Origin of the sequence: Paenibacillus sp. MY03, assembly GCF_002165585.1 — a bacterium.
Lineage (GTDB): Bacteria > Bacillota > Bacilli > Paenibacillales > Paenibacillaceae > Pristimantibacillus > Pristimantibacillus agaridevorans.
The window spans coordinates 69,949-90,409 of sequence record NZ_MXQD01000043.1 but is presented as its reverse complement, the minus strand read 5'-3'; the positions used below and the strand labels follow the sequence as shown (position 1 = coordinate 90,409).

Here is a 20,461-nt window from a genome sequence, read left to right as displayed (position 1 = left end):
ATGGGCAATACTCAAATGAAGGAGGTATAATTATGAGCGGAATTGGTGCAGGTGGCATTATTTTATTGGTCCTGATCGCCTTGCTGTTATTCGGACCTAACAAGCTTCCCGAGCTCGGCCGCGCATTCGGCAGGACTCTTCGCGAATTCAAGTCGGGAGCGCGCGAGATTATGGATGACAGCGATGCAAAGGACAGAAGCAGAGTGGAAGTAAGTACGGCACCCGATACGGAGAAAACGAACAAGCGGCTTCCGGAATAACCGGACCCGCTTTTTTCTTGAAATCGAAGAACGGTTTGCGGGAGCATGTCGAAAGGAGAGTCGAATTCACCGATGAAAGCCGGCGACAAGGTGAGGGAGAATAGCGACAAAGGTTTGCTTCGGGAAGATGGCCTGATGCCGTTGTTGGAGCATCTGGGCGAGTTTCGTAAACGCATGATCTATATTTTAATCGTATTAACGCTGGGACTCGTGCTCGGTTTAGTTGCGGCGCAGCCTTTGTATAATTATTTGATGAGTCTGGAACCGGCCAATACGATGACCTTACATACGTTTTCTCTGTGGGATGGCATCGGCATGTACATGAAGATTGCTCTTGTCATAGCGTTAGTGATCACGCTTCCGTTTACCGCCTATCAGCTATGGGCATTTGTAAAGCCGGCGCTGAGACCGATTGAGCAGAGATCCACGTTAAAATACGTGCCATTTGCGCTGATTATGTTTTTGGCTGGCCTCGCGTTCGCTTACTTTGTTGTGTTTCCGCTTGCGTTTAACTTCACGCGTACAGTTGCGGCACACTTGAATCTGGAGGAAACGTACGGGATCATTCAGTACTTTACGTTCATGTTCAGCATTCTGATCCCGATCTCGCTGCTGTTCGAGCTGCCGCTTGTCATTATGTTCCTGACGGCGATCAGGATCGTCAATCCTCTGCGATTGCGCAAGATGCGCAGACTTGCCTATTTTATTATGGCGATAATCGGCGTTACGATTACTCCGCCGGATTTCATATCTGACATCCTGGTCATTATTCCGCTCGTGCTGCTGTACGAATTCAGCGTTTTTCTGTCAGGCATCGTGTTCCGCAAGCAGCGAGAGGCGGATGCCAAGTGGGAGGAAGAAGAGGATTCGGCTGCTGCTCAAACTTAATCGTACAAAGAAGAAACCTGACGTGTGGATGCGTCAGGTTTTTTTGTGGATAGGAAAAAATGTTTGACTAGATGTGCATCACGTTGGCCTGTTCGCGACAAGCCATATTATGAGGCTTGACAAAACAATCACTCCGGAGCATAATTTAAACATTCGTTTTAAACGTTTGTTTAATACAAGAATGGAGTGGTAGAATAATGAAGACGGCGCTGCAAGCGTTCCTGAAAAGGCCGACGACCTGGGTCGGTATTATTACGGCATTTATGTTCCAAATTATATTCTCGGTCATATGGATGACGGGATACGACGGGGTAACGGATCGTGTCGACGGACTGACGATCGCGATCGTCAGCGAGGATGCCAGCGGGATGGGAGAGGCCATTGCGGGAAATCTGGCGGATCGATTGCCCTTCACTGTCGTGCGGCCTGAGTCGGTGGAAGCGGCGAAGAAGCAGCTGCATGACCGCGAGCTGCAGATGGTCGTGCACATCCCTGCAGACTTCGCGGGACAGGCGGCTTCGCCTGACGGGCAAGCCAAGATCGGTTTCCTTATCAACGAATCCAATCCCGCGCTGATTAAGAGCATGATGAGCGGCGCCGCGGAGACGATTACCGCCGAGGTGAACCAACAAGCCGTCGCGATGGGCATCAAAGGTACGTTGACGGGCATGAACATGCCGGAGGAGCAAGCGGCAGCGGTATCCGGCGGATTGTCGGAGCGAGTCGTGTCGGATGTACAATCCGTTAATCCCGTACAAGGCATGAACAATCAAATGGTGCCGATGATGATGGTGCTTGCCTCGTACGTAGGCGCGATGATCATGGGGATGAATCTGGAGCAATCGTCGATGGCGATCGCATCGGCGACGGGCCGCTGGAGCCGCTTCGGAGCGCGCAGCCTGATTAACGTGATTTCCGCTGCTGCCGTATCGTTGGTCGGAGCTTCGCTCCTCGCGGCGCTCGGAGGCCAGATCCAGGAAGGTTTCCTCCATCTGTGGGGCTTCCAGTTTATTTTCTTGCTCACGTTTATGTTCGTCTCCCAGATGTTTTTGTACGTGTTCGGCATGGCGGGCATGTTATTCAATATTATGCTGCTGTCGGTTCAGCTCGTATCCTCCGGAGCCATGGTGCCGCGAGAGCTGTTGTCCGACTTCTATACGGGACTTAGCAAGCTGTTGCCGGCAACGTACGCGGTGGACGGCAATATGAATATTTTGTTCGGCGGTCCGGGCGTAGGCGGCGACTTGGCTGCGCTGCTCGTGATTACGGCTTTTGCAATTGTGGTCAGCGCGGCAGCGGTGGTGTTCAAGACGAAGACAGCCCGCCAGCCTCAGGCGGTTATCGCCGGTCGTCAGCAGTCATAACATTTAGGCAGGGAGCGATCGGGAGACATGTCAACGATAGACGAAATGGATGTGAAACGGCGAATTGTGACGGCAGCCAAAAGACTGTTCGCGAAGCATGGCTTCGAAGGCACGTCCATTCGACAAATCTGCGAAGAAGCGGGAGCTAACGTTGCTCTTGTCTCCTATCACTTCGGCGGCAAAGAAAGTTTGTTCGGCGCGTTGTTCGAGACGGAATTCCCGAATAACCGGGTCGCTTCGGTGAATCCGGATATGGATCCCGTGGCCGGCGTCAAGCTGGTGATCCGGGAGGTCACGGCCTTCAGGCAGTCGGATCCGCTCTTGATAACGATCATCCAGCAGGAAATAATAATGAACACGCCGCGTATCCAGAAGATCAGGGAGCACGTCATGCCGATGTGGGGACTGCTGCGCAAGTGGATCAAGGAAGGGCGCGAGCGCGGCCTGTTCGAATTCCACTCGGTGGATACGGTGTTTATGTCTGTTGTAGGTACGCTCCTCTTCCACCGCAATCAAGAGTATTGGTCGGTCATGCTTGAGGAAGGGCAGCCCGATCTGGAGACGATGACGCAGGAGTTGACCGAGTTCATTCTGCGGGGCCTGCATTACAAAGCTGAATAAGCAATAAATTTGCCCGGGTGCTTTTGCGACCCGGGTTTTGAATTTATAGGGCATGCCCAGCAAAGCACGGATTGCTTGGAACTTGGAGCGGCAGCGAAGAATCCTCCCGCGTATGGGGAGGGGCATGAGATGAAAGAGATGCTTGCTTCACTCACGTACGCAAACTGATCTTCTGGCTGGCGGTGTGCAGCTTTTCTGCATATTCCTCTATGCGGTCTTCAACTCTGAGCGACGGACCTGATATGCTCATGGCGCCAAGCAAAGAACCGTCCCTCCTGAATACAGGAACTCCGACGCACTTAATGCCGAATTCATGCTCCATATTATCGATACTGTATCCTCTTTTGCGAGTAAGCTCCAATTCGTTCAGCAAGGCATTGCGATCCGTTATTGTGTTAGGCGTATGGGCGCGCATGCTTTGCTCGCTTATCGCTTTTATTGCCTGATCGGGCGGTAAAAAAGCCAGAATTGCTTTGCCAAGGGAAGTGCAGTACATTTCGGCCGTCTCGCCTGCCATAGAACGCGCATTAAAGGATGTAGCCGGATATACGCCTTCCAAATACATAATGCGAGCTCCTTTGGGCACCGCAAAATAAATGACTTCATTGACCTCTACCGACAAGGCGCTCATAGGCGGTTGGATTGCGTTATGCAACCCCAGATTGGAGTTTATAATATACGACAGCTCCAAAATCTTGGTACCGAGACGATATTTGCCGTTCTCCGTATTTCTTTCGATATAGCCAAACTGCTCATAAGTAGAAATAATGTTGTGCACATTGCTTTTGTACAAATCAAGCCGCTCGCTAATTTCTGAAATCCCCAATTCCGGTGTTGCAACTGAAAAGCAGGACAATATGTCCAATGCTTTTTTCAATGTTTTCACTTTTGCTTCCTCTGCCATCGCCAAACCCCTCTCTCCTGAATTCCTAATCTGCATTGTTGTTCCCTATTATAGAACAGTATACTATTTTTACGCAACATCATTCTACATAAATTTGGAATTCCGGCTGATTTTCGCCTGGAAATATAATATATAAGTTGAATCCACTATTTACACAACAAAATTACTGTGCTAATATGACGTCATAAAGATAAATATAGAATAACGTTCTATATATTAGAACAAATGAGGAGTGGATAACATGCAGAGCATCAAGAGCGGCGTATGGCCAACCATGATTACTCCTTTTACGGCAAACAATACGATCGACTATACCGCCGTAGAAAAGATGATCGATTTCTATCAGAAACGAGGTGTTGCAGGCATATTTGCAGTGTGTCAATCCAGCGAGATGTTTCACTTGACTCTTGCGGAGAAAAAAAGCTTGGCAAAGTTTATTGTCGAGAATGCGCCAGACGGTATGCAAGTCATTGTATCCGGACATACGGCAGATAGTGTGGACGATCAGGTCCGTGAAGCGGAAGAAATCATGTGTACCGGTGCAGAAGCCTACGTCATTCTGCCAAACCGCTTTGCTGCGGAGGATGAAAGCGACGATATCTTAATCGAGAATATGATAGCGTTTACAGAAAGGTTGCCCAATGTCCCGCTAGGTATTTACGAATGCCCATATCCTTACAAAAGATTGCTGTCGCCAAAAGTACTGCGTTCTTGTGTGCAACTCAATCGATTTTTGTTCATTAAAGACACTTGCTGCAGCATACAGCAAATTGCCGAGAAGTTGCAAATCATTAAGGACTCGGGCATTAAATTGTTTAACGCCAACAGCGCAACATTGCTGGAAAGCTTACAGCTTGGCGCAGACGGATACAGCGGGGTTATGGCTAACTTTCATCCGGAACTATACGCCTGGCTTTGCAATCATTTTCAATCCAGGCCGGAACAGGCTGAGCAGTTGCAGCAATTTCTCGGTACCAATTCGATGGCGGAGTACCAGTACTATCCGGTTAATGCCAAATACAGCCTGACACTGCAAGGTCTCCCGATGGAAATAGGCAGTCGGGTTCGGGACACCAATCTATTTACCGAATCGCAGCGCAAAGAAATCGCTCAGCTAACGGGACTTTCGTTAGTAGCGAGAGAAGCAATGGCGATAGAGGTTTAACACTATTCATTTTAAAGGGAGGCAAAAGTATGAAAAAAATACGTATTTATTCGATGTTCAAATTTGGCCTGATCACGATTTTGGTATTAAGCATGCTGGCAGCATGCAGCAAAGCAGAAACACCGGGCACTAACACTCCTGCTCAGAACCCGGGCACAAGCAGCACCACGCCGGATCAAACGGATGGCACTGCCGATGGCGGCATGACCAATTTGGAAGGTTATCCGATTACGAAAGAACCGATTACCATTAAAGCCGTCGTCTCTTACAGCGCATTGCGCCCGGAAATGGACACAACGGAAGTTTGGAAGTATATTGCCGAGAAGACGAATATTAATGTTGAAGTTGAAGTATTAAAAGATTCCGAAAAAGTAGATTTAATGTTTGCCAGCAATGATTATCCCGATATTCTGTTAGCTGTCGGCATCAATGCAAATCAAATGACTTCCGCCGTTGAAGGCGATCAATTCGTTGAGATGAAACCGTTGATTGAACAATATGCTCCAACGTGGAACCGCTTTATGGAGGAGAACAAGCTTGTTTATAACGGCTCGTTGGCTTCCAATGGAAAGTTGTATGGCTTGCCTTTCATTGACTTTGCTCCATTTGTTCGCAACTTGCGCGACCAATGGATTATGATGGATTCCTGGTTAAACGAACTGCAAATACCAATACCTAAAACGACTGAAGAATTCAAAAACGCTCTAATTGCTATCAAAGAAAATGCCGGAAAAGGATCTATCCCAAGCGATGTTATTCCGTACTATTTCATGTTCGACCGCTATGTTGGCGGGCAATTCGATATTTATGGAAGCTTTGGCGTTTATATTACACACGGAGATTATCTATATGTAGATAACGGTGTCGTTAAAGACCAGTCTACCAATCCGGCGATTAAAGAACCGCTCAAATATTTGCGCGAACTTTACAGTGCAGGGGTGATTCCTCCTGAAGTGTTTACAGACGATTTCAATACTTATGCAGCTAAAATCAGCTCCCTTCCGCCGGTTGTAGGCTCCTATCATTCTTACGAAAACAGACAGCCGGAGCTCGGAACGTCCATGGGCCCGCTCGACAGCGGGAACGGTCAGAAGCCGTTGATCAGAAGCCAAGCCTATATAGCAGGACCGGCCAACGCTGCTATTATTACTAAAAACAATAAATACCCTGTTGCAACCGCTCGGTTGCTGGAAGCAATCGCTTCAGATATCGAACTGGGTATGACGATAAGCAGGGGCATTCAAGGAGTAACCTGGGATTTTGACAGTGAGGGAAAAGCCTATCAATTATTTTGGGAGGAATCCCCTGACAAAATGACGGAGCATAGCGGTCAGTTAGGGTTGCACAATTCCATTGTCGCCTTGAGAGACCAGGACTTCTACGAAAACAAATGGAAAGAGCTGACCTATGATGTGAAGAACAACAGAGCTTGGGCATACGAGAATGTATATAAGGATGTAGTCATGCCCAATGACATGGTATTAGTAGAAGGTGCGCTTGATGCAGATGATGTCAGCATGATGAAGCAATACCAGGCTGATCTAACGAACTATCGTAAAGCGATGTTTGCCGATTTTATTACAGGCAAACAAGATATCGATGCACAATGGGATGCGTATGTGAAACAAATGAACAACCTAGGCTTGGAAAAGTTTGTGGGGTTAAAACAAAAAGGATACGATGTAATCGCGAAATAATGGAAGGGGCTATGAGCGGATGAAGTCATCGAGACTAAATACAGGGAGTGGAAATCTTAAACCCTTAAGCTATAGAATCTGGGAAAGCCGACAACTTTATATCTTTCTTCTGCCAGCCATTGTGCTAGTTATTATTTTTAACTATTTGCCGATGTATGGCGTCACGATTGCTTTCAAAGATTTTAAGCCGCATTTGGGCATTATAGACAGTCCATGGGTAGGTCTCAAATATTTCGACCGGTTCTTCTCAATGCCTATGTTTACCGTCATTCTGAAAAACACATTAATACTAAGCTTCTACATGCTGCTTGCCGGTTTCCCGCTGCCTATTCTGCTGGCGCTTATGCTTAATAGCGCAAGCAATCAGAAGATGAAGAAGCTGGTTCAGACTATTACTTATGCCCCCCATTTTATCTCTATCGTTGTTATTATCGGGATGGTCAATATTTTCTTCTCGCCCTCGATGGGAATCGTCAAAAACCTGTTGAATTCCCTAGGCTGGCTGGAAGGAAATCTTGGAGTATTGATAGACGCTGCCGCTTTTCCGCATTTGTATGTGTGGAGCGGCGTCTGGCAAGGTCTTGGCTGGAGCAGCATCATTTACCTCAGCGCATTGTCCGCGGTAGACCAGTCCATGCACGAAGCGGCCATTATAGACGGCGCCAGTAAATTTCAACGTGTTTTAAAAATCGATCTGCCGTCTATATTGCCCACAATTGTTATTTTGTTAATTTTAGAATCCGGATCCATCATGAATGTAGGTTTTGAGAAAGTATTTCTTATGCAAAACTCGTTCAATGTAAGTACAAGCGAAGTTATTAATACCTACGTGTACAAGATAGGGATCAGAGAAGGACAGTACAGTCTGTCTGCCGCTATAGGCTTGTTCAATTCCGGCATTAATTTCATTATGATTCTTTTGGTCAACCAGATCAGTAAACGCTTGGGCCAAGAATCGCTATGGTAGAGGAGGGAAAGCGCGATGTCAAAACCCATTTCACAAACCAGGCAGGACAAAATATACGATATTTTTAATTACACCATTTTACTTCTACTGCTTCTAATCGTAGCTTATCCACTCTACTTTGTGGTTATCGCTTCCTTTAGCGATCCGAAGCTGGTTGCTACCGGGAAAGTGCTGTTTTGGCCGAAAAGCTTTGATTTCAAAGGTTATTTGGAAGTGTTAAACTACACTCCAATCTGGGTTGGGTACCGTAATACGTTGTTTTATACCCTCTTTTTTACGTTTCTCTCGGTTGCGACAAGTCTGCTTGCAGGATATTCATTGTCCCGCAAAGCTTTCCCGGGCAAAGTGATTATTACAGCGTTTTTGTTGTTTACCATGTTTTTTAATGGAGGACTTATTCCAACTTACTTGCTTGTAAAAGAAATCGGTCTATACGGCAATCCTCTCATTATCATTTTGCTGGGAGCAGTCAATATTACAAACATCATTATTAGCAGAACCTTTATGAGATCTACTCTACCTGATGAACTGTTTGAAGCGGCGAGTATCGATGGTTGCAGTCATTTCTCCTTTTTCTTTCGAATTGTTTTGCCCGTCTCCAAAGCTCTCATTGCTGTGCTTGTGCTCTTTGCAGCGGTAAGCCAGTGGAATTCATGGTTCAATGCTATGATCTACTTGCGAGATCCCGGCTATATGCCGTTGCAAATGGCCTTGCGCGATTTGATTGTCAATCAGTCAGCCATGAGTATGGCATCTGAGAACGCCGATATGGGCGGCGATGCAGTGGCACAAATTTATTTAGTGGAAGCGATGCGGTATGCGGTCATTATCGTGTCCACCTTGCCGATTATGTGCGTCTACCCATTTGTTCAGAAATACTTTGTGAAAGGCGTTATGATCGGATCGGTTAAAGGATAATTCAATCACGAGATCGTACACACTATTACATTTCAGGAGTGAGCAACATGTTAGGATACTCTGGCTGGAGTTACCGGCCTTACAGCCCTTACGATCAATATCATAAACGAGAGTTGCCATATATATGCCGCCTTTCGCCGGGTGTTGCCTCAATCGAGTTGGAGTGGATCGATGCGGGAGACAATGGTGTTCACCTGCTCTATTATCGCAAATATCGGACAAATGATCCTTACGGGGTCATAACGCTGGATTCGCAGATTGGTACGATTACGGGACTGGAGCCGGAATGTGACTACGAAATGTACTTGGTGCGGGAAAACGGCTCGGGTTCCAGCGATATCCGTATTGCGCGGACGGGTCCGTCAATCGGCACGGTTGTCAATTATCTGCATCCCGAGGACGACTCATACGCCTTCTCTGGCAAAAGCTTATGCAGCCCTTCGATTGTCAAGCTGCCGTCGGGCGCCCTGCTGGCATCCATGGATGTTTTTTCGGGCAAAGCGCCGCAAAACCTGACGTTAATCTTCCGCTCCGATGACAACGGCGCACATTGGCGCTACATGTGCGAACTGTTCCCCTGCTTCTGGGGAAAGCTGTTCTGGCATCGCGGCGCCCTGTATATGCTGGCCACCTCCACGGAATACGGCGATCTGCTGATTGGTCGTTCGACGGACGAGGGGCGGACTTGGGGCGCACCTGTTACGATTATGACAGGCGCAGGAAGCTGGAGCGGTCGCGGGCCGCACAAGGCGCCAATGCCGGTTATCGAATGGGAGAATAGACTGTATACCGCCATCGATTATGGCTCCTGGTCGACTGGCGGACATAGCAGCGGGCTAATCTCCATCGATGCCGATGCGGATCCGCTTGTTGCCGAGAACTGGTCCTGTACAGGCTTTTTGCCTTACGATCCCACTTGGCCTGGGGCGATGCCGGAAGGGAAATCCTTCGGGGCATTGGAAGGTAACGCTGTCGTCGGTCCGGATGGAGAAATTTACAACGTGCTGCGTTATCAAATGGCCGGTGAATATGGGAAAGCGCTTGTTTTAAAAGGCAATAAAAATCGACCCGAAGAGCCGCTGCAATTCCATAGCTTTGCTAACTTTAACGGCGGCAGCAATTCGAAATTCGATCTTCTTTATGACGAAGGCTCTCTAGCCTATTGGGCAATTGTCAGCGAAATTGTCGATGATGCGACACCGGGTCAGCGTAATGTGTTATCGCTTGCCTTATCGCATGATATGCAAAATTTCCAAATCGTAAAGAGACTTCATGATTACCGTCATGAGAATCCGGCCGATGTCGGTTTCCAATATGTCAGCTTCTTGATCGATGGCGACGATATTATCTATTTGTGCCGCACCGCCATCAACAAAGCCATAAACATGCATGACTCCAACTATAGCACTTTCCACCGCATCGAGCAGTTCAGACAATACCTGAAAAGTAAAGTTTGAGACGTAGCGGCAGTACGTACGACTTGCATTCGATAAAACATTGGAAAGATGATTGAGTTGTTGACTATTACCAAGCTGAATAAGCTGTGAATTTGCCCGGGCGCGTATGCGACCCGGGTTTTTAATATATAGGAGTATAATACCGCCTATACAGCTTGAAATGTTAGAGGCGGGGGACTCGCGCCGCTATCGTTGTTTACTGCTTTTTCTTGGTGGTAATTTATTACGAATTAGATGTATTTGTTTATTGTTTTCATGAAAATAGTGGGCGGCGTCGCGGATACACAATATAAAATCTTGCAGTTTATACTTTGAAAAGTACATGTCCCCCGGGCAGTTCGGTGTGATAAATTAGGTTGCGATAAGGCACCTTAGGTCACCGGGCCGATTAATCACGATATTGGCGGGGAGAGAGAGGGGATGTCGAAACAATCGGCAGTGTCAGGCAATTTCATTTTTTGATAGCGGTTTCAACGAATTGTAACCGTTTCCGCTGGGTTCGTATAAGCGGGACGGCCGGCGCGTCTGTCGCCATGTCCAATCTCGCAAGGACTTCATTCAAGAGGAGGTTTCAGGATTGAGAAATAAGTATTCGATGAGGATCAAAATAGGCTCGATCGTCATGTCGGTCATGCTGATCATGGGATTGTTGCCGACTATCGCGTTGCCGCAGGCTTCCGCTGCTACGGATTCGACCGTTTATGCGGCGGCCTACATGGGGGCTACGACGACCGCGGGCACGACTTTGCCCGGCAGCGTGGACATCGGCGGGCAAAGCGCGGGTGTCGTCTGGCACATCGGCGATGACACGTTTGCCGTCCCTTACGAAACCGTGACGGTAACCGGAACGGCGGATGGCGGCGTATCCGTCGTGGCGCAAGTGGAGGTCATTCCGCCGGCAACCCATCCATTGGTTTATTTCGTGGACAGCGGCAGAGCCGGCGATTCCAATAACAACGATCCTTCCCCTTCGCCGCTGCATGCAGCGGTCCGGCAGTTGACGGGCAGCGACCTGATCAATCAAGCGCCGGATCAGAAATTTGCGAGCGGGACGACAGAATGGGGGTTCGATGATTCCGCGCATAAGGTCAAATACTCCAAAGACGGAGGTTTCACCAACCCGGCTACCGATCCTTCCAAGTGGATTGTCGGATTGCGGGCCGCGAACGACCATATCGTTTACAAATTGAAAGCCCTTTCTCCCGGGACGTATACGCTCAGCAGCGGTTTCCACGACTGGTACGGCAGCCGCTCCCGGGACATGAGACCGCGAATCGAATACACGGATACTGGCGGCGCGACAAAAGCGGTTCAGCTGGACCCGCTTAACACCAATGCATCCAAGCTTCATTCCAGCGAATTCACGATTGAAGGCGACATCGACGTCAATTTCCCGATGACGTTGACTTACGCTTACGTAGCGAACGAAAAGCCGATTCTTAGCTGGTTCGCCATTGCCAAAGGAGAGGTTAAATCCATAATCGAGGATGCCAGACAGACAGCGGCGTCCATGGTGAAGATTCTGCTGGACGGCAACGACATCCCCGCGAACAACGTCAACGGCCTTACGTTTAAGGGCTTCGGCGTGCTCAGCGCCAACAGCACGAGCGCACTGCTGATGGACTATAAATCGGAGCAGCCCGAGGCTTACGCGGAAATGCTCCGCATTCTGTTCGGCGGCGACAACCCCATTATGACGCACGTCAAAATCGAAATGGGCAACGATCGCAACAACTCTACGGGTCCCGATCCGGCAACGATGCGTACGGCCGATGAGGAAGCCAACGTCACCAGACATCCGGGCTTCCAGCTTGCCGCGGACGCCAAGATCATCAATCCCGATCTTAAAGTGAGCATCCTGCGCTGGAGCGCGCCCGCATGGGCGAACAACAACAATGACAATATCTATACCTGGTACAAAAAAACGATTCTTGCCGCATATCGTGAATACGGTTACATGGTCGATTACGTCAATCCCCATATTAACGAGCATGCGGCGGACCTGACATGGAGCAAACAATACGCCGCGCGGGTCAAGGCGGACAACACGGGATTCGAAAGTCCGGAAGAGCAGGCGCTCTACAACCGGATTCAGGCGGTTATTTCCGACGAGGTCGGAACGGGCACTTTCGGCGGCAGCATGGTAAGCGATGCTTCCTTGCGGGAAGCAGTGCCGATCGCGGCGTTCCACTACAACACCGACGACGACAGCGGCGGCAATTTCAAGCGGCTTGCGGACCAGCTTGATATTGAAGTATGGAACAGCGAAGCGCAAGCCACCTTCAGCAACACGTCCTTCCGTCCCAACAACAACACGAAGGATCCATCGACGGCAGGTACCGGAATTGGCGGCACCGGCAGCGCGCTGGAAATGGGCAATACCATTATCAAAGGGTTCGTGAACTCCCGCAGAACACACTTTATTTATCAGCCGGCTATCGGCTCCTTCTACGAAGGCGGCCAATATTCCTTCAAGGAATTGCTGAGCGCCCGCGACCCTTGGTCCGGCTGGGTTCACTACGATGCGGGGCTGGACGTTCTTCGCCATTTCAGCTTGTTCGCGAAGATCGGTTGGGAGAACGAAGACAATACAGCAGGCATCTGGAGAACGGTTTCCAAAGCCAGCTCCGCCGGAGCGGCAGGCACCAACCCCGTCAGCGGAAGGAATGGCTTGCCGAATTACATGACGCTCGCCGCTCCGGATAAAACCGACTTCTCGACCGTAATCGTAAATGATAGCGAATATACAAGAAACTACAAGCTTCAGACGGTCAATATGGGATATGCGGGTACGCCTTCCCTCGCCGTCTGGGAGACTCGCGAGGCGGATGTAGGCCAGTCCTTTAACAGCAATTATTTGAAATATCGCGGCCAGGCGTCTGCTGACGGCGGCGGCGTATATACGGTGCAGGTCAAGCCGTTCTCGATCGTAACCGTGACGACGCTGGCTGCGGCCGACATCGAAGCCGATCCGCTTCCCGTAGAGGGCGAGCGTACCGTGTTGGATACCGATGTTACCGGGGCTGTCCGGAATACGACGGACAACGTCCTTTATGCGGATGATTTCGACTATAGCGGCCAAACCGTGCCGATCATCGGAGCAGACGGGGAAATTGCGGGTACGCAGGATTATATCGAATCCCGCGGCGGCTCCAAAAGCGTCATCCCGCGTTACACGCACGATCGCAACGGAGCGTTCGAAGCTTATCTGGACGAACAATCCCAAAACTACGTGCTGAGGCAGCAGCTTGATAGAGAGATCATGGGACTAGGCGGCACATGGAACGGCGGCGATCCCGTGACGGCCATCGGAGATTACCGCTGGACCAATTACAGAGCGAGCGTGGATGTTTCGTTCGAAACGAACAACACCTTTGGCGGGAACAACTACGCCGCAATCGGCGCCCGTTATCAGGGCGGGGGCAGCTCCCACAATATCGGCGGCACGCCTTACGTACTAAAGTTCTGGCTAGACGGAGGCTGGCAGCTGCTGGTGAACAACAGCGGCGTAGCGAACGGCAACGTGGCCAGCGGAACCGGCGGCGTGAAGATCGATGGGTTCGATACTGCCCATGACGCTTGGCATAATATTGCCATCCAGGTGGCAGGCGATAAGATTACCGCCTATGTGGACGATGTATTGGTGGCCAGCTACAGTGATCCGAATCCAAAGCTGTCCGGTCGGGTGGATCTCGCCAGCGGGTATTATCATGTCCGCTTTGACAATTTGCTGGTGGAGACGGTAGATGGTTATGTACCTTACTATACAGAGGCGCTCGACGACTTCGAGATGCACGACCTTTCCGCGTCGCGGGCTACCAAGCTGGTATACAATAATCAGTGGGATCACCGCAACGGACAAGGCATGTACCATTATCAGCGTACGCTGACGACCAACCAAGGCGCTGGCGCGACGTTGACCTACACCTTTACCGGTACGGGCCTTGATCTTATTGGTCCCAACAACGGTACGGCCGTGCTGGAGGCAACGGTAGACGGTCAATTGACCGTCATGTCGGATAAAACGATCGCATCCAAGGAGCTGTACCAAACCTATGCGCTTCGCGGACTGGAATACGGAGAACATACGGTCCAAATTAAGGTGTTGAGCGGTACGTTAGTTGTGGATGCCGTCGCGGTCGTATCCGGCAATGCAGCGGGAACGCCGGATATTAGCAAGCTCCGGGCGGCGGTAACCCAGGCGCAGGACATTACGCTGCAAGACGAATATATGGCCAGCGACTGGCAGTTTTTCGAAGCCGCAAGAAACGCAGCAAAGGAAGCCGCGGACAACCCGGCCGCCTACAGACTGGATCAAGAGGGAAGCGAGCAGTTGACGGCTCGTCTGATCTTCGCGCAGAATCAGCTGCTTACCGGCGACATACGGTCGCTTGCGTCTCCTCACTATTCGGCATCCTATGTCGGAGGTTTGCCGAATCTCCCGGCGCAGGTGGAAGCGACGCATGAAGACGGATCCAAATCGATGGTCCATGTCAACTGGAAGCTGGATGGCATCAGCTTCAATACGGCCTATCAAACGGTAACTGTAACCGGAACGTACGGAAGTCTGCAAACTACGGCATACGTGGAGGTTGTGCCGGAGGACATTATGTATTTCGTGGATGCGAACGCAACGGCAGCCGGCCTGACCAGCGGGCATAATGCCACCACGACGCTGGGGTATGATTCGCCGGCGTACAGCTCGGTAGCGGCTCTGGCCAGCGCATCCGGCAAGCCGCTGCTCAACAATGCTCCGGACCGGGTCTACGACGCCGCCCAAGGCTGGGGCCACCGCGCCTTCAATGCTAGCGGCGGGTCGCAGGCCGTTGTCTACAAGGGAATTGTAGCCGGAACGTACAGCAAGCAAACAACGACAGGCATTTACACCGGCAATGCGAACGGTTCGGCTCTTGTCTATACATTCGGCAATTTGCCAGCCGGCGAATATACGCTGACGTTAGGCACCTACAGCTGGTGGGCAAGCACCGCGCGCACGGAGCAAGTTTACCTGGAGTATGACAACAAAAGCGAACTTAAGGATACCATCGTGCTTAACACGGCATCGTTTGATGTCGTAAAAAGCTATACCTTCACGATAGAGCAGGCAGGCGCGGTAAATTTGAGAATGGTTGCTGCAGTCAACAATCAGTCTCCTTTGCTTTCATTTGCAGCCGTTGCACCGGTCAAGAGCGCTGATCCGGGAGTCAATAAAGAAGCGCTGCAGACGTTGTACGAGGAGCTTAAAGACAAAACGAACGACAACTATACGGCGGCAAGCTGGAGCGTCTTCCTGGATGCGCTGGCGGAAGCGAGCGGCGTGCTTCAAGACGAAGAAGCAACGCAACAGCAGGTTGATGATGCTATGGAATCGCTTCAAGATGCGGTAGCAGGCCTGGAGCAGGAGCCGGTCGGTACGCATCCGTTGTACCTGTCGGGGGCGGCAAGCGTCGTATCCAATCAGTCGTTTGATGTAACGCTTGGCCTGAATACGGTAGCCGAAAGCGTGTACGGACTTGATTTCACAATCCAGTACGATCCGACGCAAGTTGAATATGCAGGCGCAGAATCGGTCAAGGCCGGCTTTACGCTGCTGGATCAGTCATCCGAACCCGGACAGCTGCGGTTCCTGACCGTCGATCTTCAGCCGGGAGCGGCAAACGCGGATCCGGTTGCGCTGCTGAAGCTGCAGTTTAAAGCAATAGCTCTCGCCGAGTCTGTTACCAGCAGCATTACGATAACGGATATCATATTGGCAAATGCTGCGGGTACGGAATCGGAAGTGGGGGGGGCGCTGTCGTACAGCATCGAGATCGAGGCAGTTTCCAAAGCTGCGTTGGATGCGGCCATTTCGAACGCGAAGGCGCTACATGGCTCCGCAGTGGAAGGGAATTTGGCAGGTCAATATCCGACAGGCTCGAAGGCGGCATTATGGCTGGCTATTCTGGCTGCGGAAACGACGCAGGCTAATGAAACGGCTACTCAAGCCCAGGTGGATGGGGCACTGCTAACGTTGAACTCTGCGGTTCGGACCTTCGAATCGCTTGTGATATCTCATGCACCTGGCGATTTGAACGGTGACGGCAAGATCGGCATCGGCGATCTGGCTCTGATGGCGTCCGCCTTCTATGGCAGGAACGATGAAGACAGCAATTGGGCTGCTTATAAGAAAGCGGATTTGACCGATGATGGAAAGATCGATATCGAGGATCTTCGCAAGCTGGCGCAATTAATTTTGGGCAACATTTAAACAAGAGGGTGTCCCAAAAGTAAATTTGGAAAACCCTCAAAACCAATAAAGATGACTTTCGTAAAAAACCAAGGAGCTATGCGGTTTGAATTCGCTTAGTTCCTTGGTTTTTAGCGTCCACTGCTGATTTCGTCAGCAAATTGTTTGGCAAGGGAAAGGGGAAAGCCACCCCAACCTCCAGACTTACTTTGGTTAAGCCTCGAAGCAGGAACACCTATGGCAAGAAAAAGCAGCCACTTTGTGCGCCATAGACGTTAAGAACGCCTATGGCAAGAAAAAGCAGCAGCTGCGAGCGGGGGATGTTCAAAAAGACATATTGCGATTTTTGGGACCCCTAATTGGGACGTCCCCGTGTCATGCGAACACTTCTGGGACAGCTCCTCTTGATTAATGAAGGGAATGGAAAGAAGCATGGAAAATAGTACGGGGTATCCATTATAGCGGGAAGGATCGGAATGTCCGATGCCAGGTCAAGACCTTCCATTGGACATCTCCGATTCGATACGCTGCAGGAATTCCCTCGGAGAAATACCCTCTACCTTTTTGAATACCTTGCTAAAATAAAAAGCGCTGTCATAACCGAGCTTTTGCGAAATTTCGTAAATGCGACCTTCTCCGCGCTGCATCATTTCTTTGGCAGCTGTAATCTTCGTTTCTGTAATATATTCCACAAAATTAATTTTGGCGACCTTGGAGAACAGATGGCTCAAATAGTTGGGACTGAAGTTGAATACATCCGCGACGTGATTTAACGTCAATTTGACATCCAGATTTCGTTTGATATAGTCCTGTACATTGCTCACCACCTGAGCTTTGTAGCTTTGTTTTCTGGAAGACAAATTTTCGCAGCAGCCGTCCCGGAATCGGATCAGCCAAGCGATAATATCTTCCATAGCATGCATTTGATAAATACCCCGATAGCCCTCGGGTTCGTTCTCGAAAATTTGCTCTATCATTTCCTCGCCGTCCGCCAGCATGGAAGTAGCCATAAACAGTACGCTGCATGCGGCATCAATGGCAGGCACGAGAGCGTCGGGCCTTCCTTCGAACGTTTCGATCATTTTCGTAATAATGTCATGCAACGCACGGATGTCGATCTCCTCAAACGCGCGGCGCATCTCCGACCGCATGGCGGAAAAATCGAATAGGGCTGTTTCTTGTCCCGCTGTGTCATTGCGCGTAAAAAATACAAATTCGTTTTGCTGTGCTGCGTGAGGCAACATCTGGCGTGCTGCCAGGTAGCTGTCCCGTATCAAATAAGGGTCCTCCACGGCATAGCCGACAGAGCCCATGATGGTGACATTAAAGTAGTTGCGCAAGATAAGCGCCATATGGTTTAGAAGCTTGGCGATATCGGGAACCCACACATTTGCATCCGTAGTGGGTACGGGAATCGTAATGGCAAAGTTGCGCAGATCCAGACCGGTTACAAAGCATGGTCTGTCGGTCAGCAGCGTGCTTTTGGCCATTTGCAGCGTGCTGGAGCAGAAGGCGACCAACTTGTCCCCGCTAGGGGGTACGCTATCGGGCTCCGTGATGCGGCAAATACATACGGTATAAGCGGGCTCCGATAAGTCAATCGACAGATCCTCTTTATGCAGCGTAAACTGGTTCCGGTTCTCAAACAAATTGTTGAACAGACGGATAAAAAACTTATCCCGCTGAGCATGCAGGTTGCTTCTGTATTCCAGGCTGGGATGAGTCTCCATCGAGCGGTAATCCTCCAGGATGGCGATGACTTTGACAATGGAGTCCGAGAGGGATTGCGGCGTCAGCTCCAGCTTGACCAAATAATCGGCAGCTTGAACCTCGACGGCAGCACGCGCGTATTCGAATTCCTCGTAGCTCGTCAATATAATAAAAAGCGGAATCCGACCGTATTTTTTGCGAACGCTGTCGGCGACCTCCAATCCGCTTTTGACCGGCATTTTAATATCCGTAATGACGATATCAGGCCGCAGCGTATCGATCATATCCTCCGCTTGGCCGCCGTTATGCGCGGTGCCGACAATTTCGATATTGTACTGCTCCCATTTGAGCATGGATTGCAGGCCGACACACACCAACGTTTCGTCATCCGCAATTAATAATTTGATCATGCTTCTTTCCCCCTGTCATTGCAGTCCGTTATGCCGATGTCTGCGTAGGCAATAAAATGAACATTTTCGTATATTTTGACGGTTCGCTTTCGATAGACAAACCGTATTTGTCGCCAAAAGCGAGTCGAAGACGTTCGTTGACGCTGCTTAAACCCATATGAGTGATCATCCCGGCGGAGTCGGTGTCATGCTTTTTAAGAATGGCATCGATTTTTTCCTGTTCCATGCCTATGCCGTTATCCTCGATCGTAATTAGCAGATCCGCAGAGTCGCTTCGTTCGACGGTAATGACGATATGGCCGCCAGTTCCTTTGGGTTCTATGCCGTGGAAGATGGCGTTTTCAACGATCGGCTGCAAGGAGAAGCGCGGGATCGGACAGTTCAATAATTGTTCGGAGCCGATATGTTGTTCCAGCGTAATCGTACTTCCGTAGCGGTATTTTTGAATCAGAAAATAATCGTCCAGCAAGGCGAGCTCCTCTCCGAGCGGCACCAGCTTGCGGATGTCCTTGGCAATGTTGCGAAGCAGTCTGGATAGGGAGGTTGTCATTTCCGCGATGCCGGAAGCATTCTGAATCGTCGCCATCCATTTGATCGAATTAAGCGTATTGTACAGAAAATGAGGATTGATCTGGCTCTGCAGCATCCGGTATTCGAGCTCCTGCTTCTGCTTCTCGTCGGCCAGCCGAGTCTCCATAAGCGCGACTATATCTTGCGATAACCGGTTGATGCCACGGCCGACATCACCCAATTCGTTATCCCATTCGATCATTCTATCGACAAAAAAGTGACCCTGCGCGATCTTGTCCATTCTTTTTTTGAGCTTCTCAACAGGGTTGCTGATCGTTCGGGTCAAATAAACCGTTATAATGCCGCTCAAAGCGATGAGCAGGCAAGTCACGCCGAGCATCAGCAAAATCCATACATTGGACAAGGTAGTCAATTGATTCGTTGCGAGCGTCTGCGTCAGTACAACGCCGTCAATGACGGGATAGGAAACGGTAATTCGGCTCGATCCGTCCTTCGACTCGATATGGGATACCACAGTTTGCGACCCGGTCGAATAATCATTGATGAAAGCGGTGTCAACATAATCAGAAACGACGGGCTCTATTTCGGCTCCGTCAATTTCATAATGCGTTTCTCCTAGCGTCACCAGCAGTTGAGAACCGGATGGCAACGCGTAGCCGTGCAACTTGTCTGTAATGACCGAAGTACCGGCTAGCAAATAGACAGTGCCAACGGTTGAACCTTTGTCGTATATGGGAAAGATCACGGGGATGACCTTGGAATTAGAATAAGGATCCTTGATGATCCGCCCCCATTGCTCGGCGGCATCGGAATCAGTGCCGGGAAGCAGGTGAATATTGTGAATGCTTAGGGGCAACGACGTACTGCTGGCCAAGTTGTCCACCTGCAAAAATTTGTTTTTGTTATCCGTCACGACCAGCCGGCGTACATAGCCGTTGGACAGGTTGGAACGAAAGTCTTCCTGCATGGAAGCGTAGAGGTTAATGGCATCCATCGCACTTGCCTGCTCGGAGGAGAAATAGTCGACCAACAGCGTATTGGTAGTGGAATTTGCGCTATTCTTCATAACATGAGCGGAAAGATTGATTAAATCCTTTTCAATAATATGGGCGACGAGCTGCAAGTTGAATTCCGCTGCCTGAACCGCCGTTTTGCGTTGGAAATACGAGATCATCTCGTAGCTGAATATCGACATGAGGGCGGCGGTCAGTAGTGCAAATACGGTCATAATTAAAATAATGCGGCTTTTGATGGTTGTATGTCTATGCTTTCTCAAGCGCAAGCACCCCTTTGTATACGATAACAATACCATAGATGGCACAAACGTAAGAGGTAGGCGATAA

The 20,461-nt window shown here is 50.0% G+C and carries 13 protein-coding genes; 10 read left to right on the top strand and 3 right to left on the bottom strand.

All coding sequences use genetic code 11. The annotated features are described in order from the left end of the window. The first annotated feature begins 32 nt into the window (after positions 1-32). The 4 genes from B1748_RS27405 (at position 33) to B1748_RS27390 (ending at position 3,133) form a co-directional block, all read left to right on the top strand. Entirely contained in the window at positions 33-260 is a 228-nt protein-coding gene (locus B1748_RS27405; RefSeq protein WP_087571139.1) for a twin-arginine translocase TatA/TatE family subunit, read from the top strand. A gap of 72 nt (positions 261-332) precedes the next feature. Then, positions 333-1,148 carry a twin-arginine translocase subunit TatC gene (tatC, locus tag B1748_RS27400; RefSeq protein WP_179215858.1) on the top strand — a complete coding sequence of 272 codons (816 nt, stop codon included), beginning with the start codon at positions 333-335 and terminating at the stop codon, positions 1,146-1,148. Between the two features lie 197 nt (positions 1,149-1,345). Then, on the top strand, positions 1,346-2,512 hold the full coding sequence (locus B1748_RS27395) for a YhgE/Pip domain-containing protein (RefSeq protein ID WP_087571138.1): 1,167 nt from the start codon (positions 1,346-1,348) through the stop codon (positions 2,510-2,512). A 27-nt stretch (positions 2,513-2,539) separates the two neighbouring features. Then, positions 2,540-3,133 carry a TetR/AcrR family transcriptional regulator gene (locus tag B1748_RS27390; protein WP_087571137.1) on the top strand — a complete coding sequence of 198 codons (594 nt, stop codon included), beginning with the start codon at positions 2,540-2,542 and terminating at the stop codon, positions 3,131-3,133. A 151-nt stretch (positions 3,134-3,284) separates the two neighbouring features. Here the strand turns inward: B1748_RS27390 and B1748_RS27385 are convergent, their stop codons facing one another. Beyond that, the gene (locus B1748_RS27385) at positions 3,285-4,037 is read right to left on the bottom strand and encodes an IclR family transcriptional regulator (protein ID WP_087571162.1); all 753 of its coding nucleotides are present in this window, start codon (positions 4,035-4,037) and stop codon (positions 3,285-3,287) included. 241 nt (positions 4,038-4,278) lie between these two features. Between B1748_RS27385 and B1748_RS27380 the strand changes: the two genes are divergently transcribed. From B1748_RS27380 to B1748_RS27355, 6 genes are all read left to right on the top strand, one after another. Next, positions 4,279-5,202 carry a dihydrodipicolinate synthase family protein gene (locus B1748_RS27380; protein ID WP_087571136.1) on the top strand — a complete coding sequence of 308 codons (924 nt, stop codon included), beginning with the start codon at positions 4,279-4,281 and terminating at the stop codon, positions 5,200-5,202. Between the two features lie 29 nt (positions 5,203-5,231). After that, positions 5,232-6,899, top strand: a complete 1,668-nt coding sequence (locus B1748_RS27375; protein ID WP_087571135.1) for a type 2 periplasmic-binding domain-containing protein — start codon at positions 5,232-5,234, stop codon at positions 6,897-6,899. A 19-nt stretch (positions 6,900-6,918) separates the two neighbouring features. Next, positions 6,919-7,866: an ABC transporter permease gene (locus B1748_RS27370; protein WP_087571134.1), complete on the top strand. Its 948-nt coding sequence runs from the start codon at positions 6,919-6,921 to the stop codon at positions 7,864-7,866. Between the two features lie 15 nt (positions 7,867-7,881). Further along, entirely contained in the window at positions 7,882-8,784 is a 903-nt protein-coding gene (locus tag B1748_RS27365; protein ID WP_087571133.1) for a carbohydrate ABC transporter permease, read from the top strand. A gap of 47 nt (positions 8,785-8,831) precedes the next feature. Further along, positions 8,832-10,241: a hypothetical protein gene (locus B1748_RS27360; RefSeq protein ID WP_087571132.1), complete on the top strand. Its 1,410-nt coding sequence runs from the start codon at positions 8,832-8,834 to the stop codon at positions 10,239-10,241. A gap of 577 nt (positions 10,242-10,818) precedes the next feature. Beyond that, positions 10,819-16,488 (top strand): cohesin domain-containing protein, encoded by a 5,670-nt coding sequence (locus B1748_RS27355; RefSeq protein WP_087571131.1) that lies wholly within the window; start codon positions 10,819-10,821, stop codon positions 16,486-16,488. Positions 16,489-16,958: 470 nt separating this feature from the next. Here B1748_RS27355 and B1748_RS27350 read toward each other — a convergent pair whose 3' ends face one another. Both B1748_RS27350 and B1748_RS27345 read right to left on the bottom strand, forming a co-directional pair. Next, entirely contained in the window at positions 16,959-18,587 is a 1,629-nt protein-coding gene (locus B1748_RS27350) for a response regulator transcription factor (protein WP_087571130.1), read from the bottom strand. Between the two features lie 28 nt (positions 18,588-18,615). Then, the gene (locus B1748_RS27345) at positions 18,616-20,394 is read right to left on the bottom strand and encodes a sensor histidine kinase (RefSeq protein WP_256975962.1); all 1,779 of its coding nucleotides are present in this window, start codon (positions 20,392-20,394) and stop codon (positions 18,616-18,618) included. Positions 20,395-20,461: the final 67 nt, after the last annotated feature.

Coding starts and splice junctions, on each gene's coding strand:
- B1748_RS27405 (WP_087571139.1), top strand. CDS start 33: ATGAGCGGAATTGGTGCAGGTGGCATTATTTTATTGGTCCTGATCGCC.
- tatC (WP_179215858.1), top strand. CDS start 333: ATGAAAGCCGGCGACAAGGTGAGGGAGAATAGCGACAAAGGTTTGCTT.
- B1748_RS27395 (WP_087571138.1), top strand. CDS start 1,346: ATGAAGACGGCGCTGCAAGCGTTCCTGAAAAGGCCGACGACCTGGGTC.
- B1748_RS27390 (WP_087571137.1), top strand. CDS start 2,540: ATGTCAACGATAGACGAAATGGATGTGAAACGGCGAATTGTGACGGCA.
- B1748_RS27385 (WP_087571162.1), bottom strand. CDS start 4,037: ATGGCAGAGGAAGCAAAAGTGAAAACATTGAAAAAAGCATTGGACATA.
- B1748_RS27380 (WP_087571136.1), top strand. CDS start 4,279: ATGCAGAGCATCAAGAGCGGCGTATGGCCAACCATGATTACTCCTTTT.
- B1748_RS27375 (WP_087571135.1), top strand. CDS start 5,232: ATGAAAAAAATACGTATTTATTCGATGTTCAAATTTGGCCTGATCACG.
- B1748_RS27370 (WP_087571134.1), top strand. CDS start 6,919: ATGAAGTCATCGAGACTAAATACAGGGAGTGGAAATCTTAAACCCTTA.
- B1748_RS27365 (WP_087571133.1), top strand. CDS start 7,882: ATGTCAAAACCCATTTCACAAACCAGGCAGGACAAAATATACGATATT.
- B1748_RS27360 (WP_087571132.1), top strand. CDS start 8,832: ATGTTAGGATACTCTGGCTGGAGTTACCGGCCTTACAGCCCTTACGAT.
- B1748_RS27350 (WP_087571130.1), bottom strand. CDS start 18,587: ATGATCAAATTATTAATTGCGGATGACGAAACGTTGGTGTGTGTCGGC.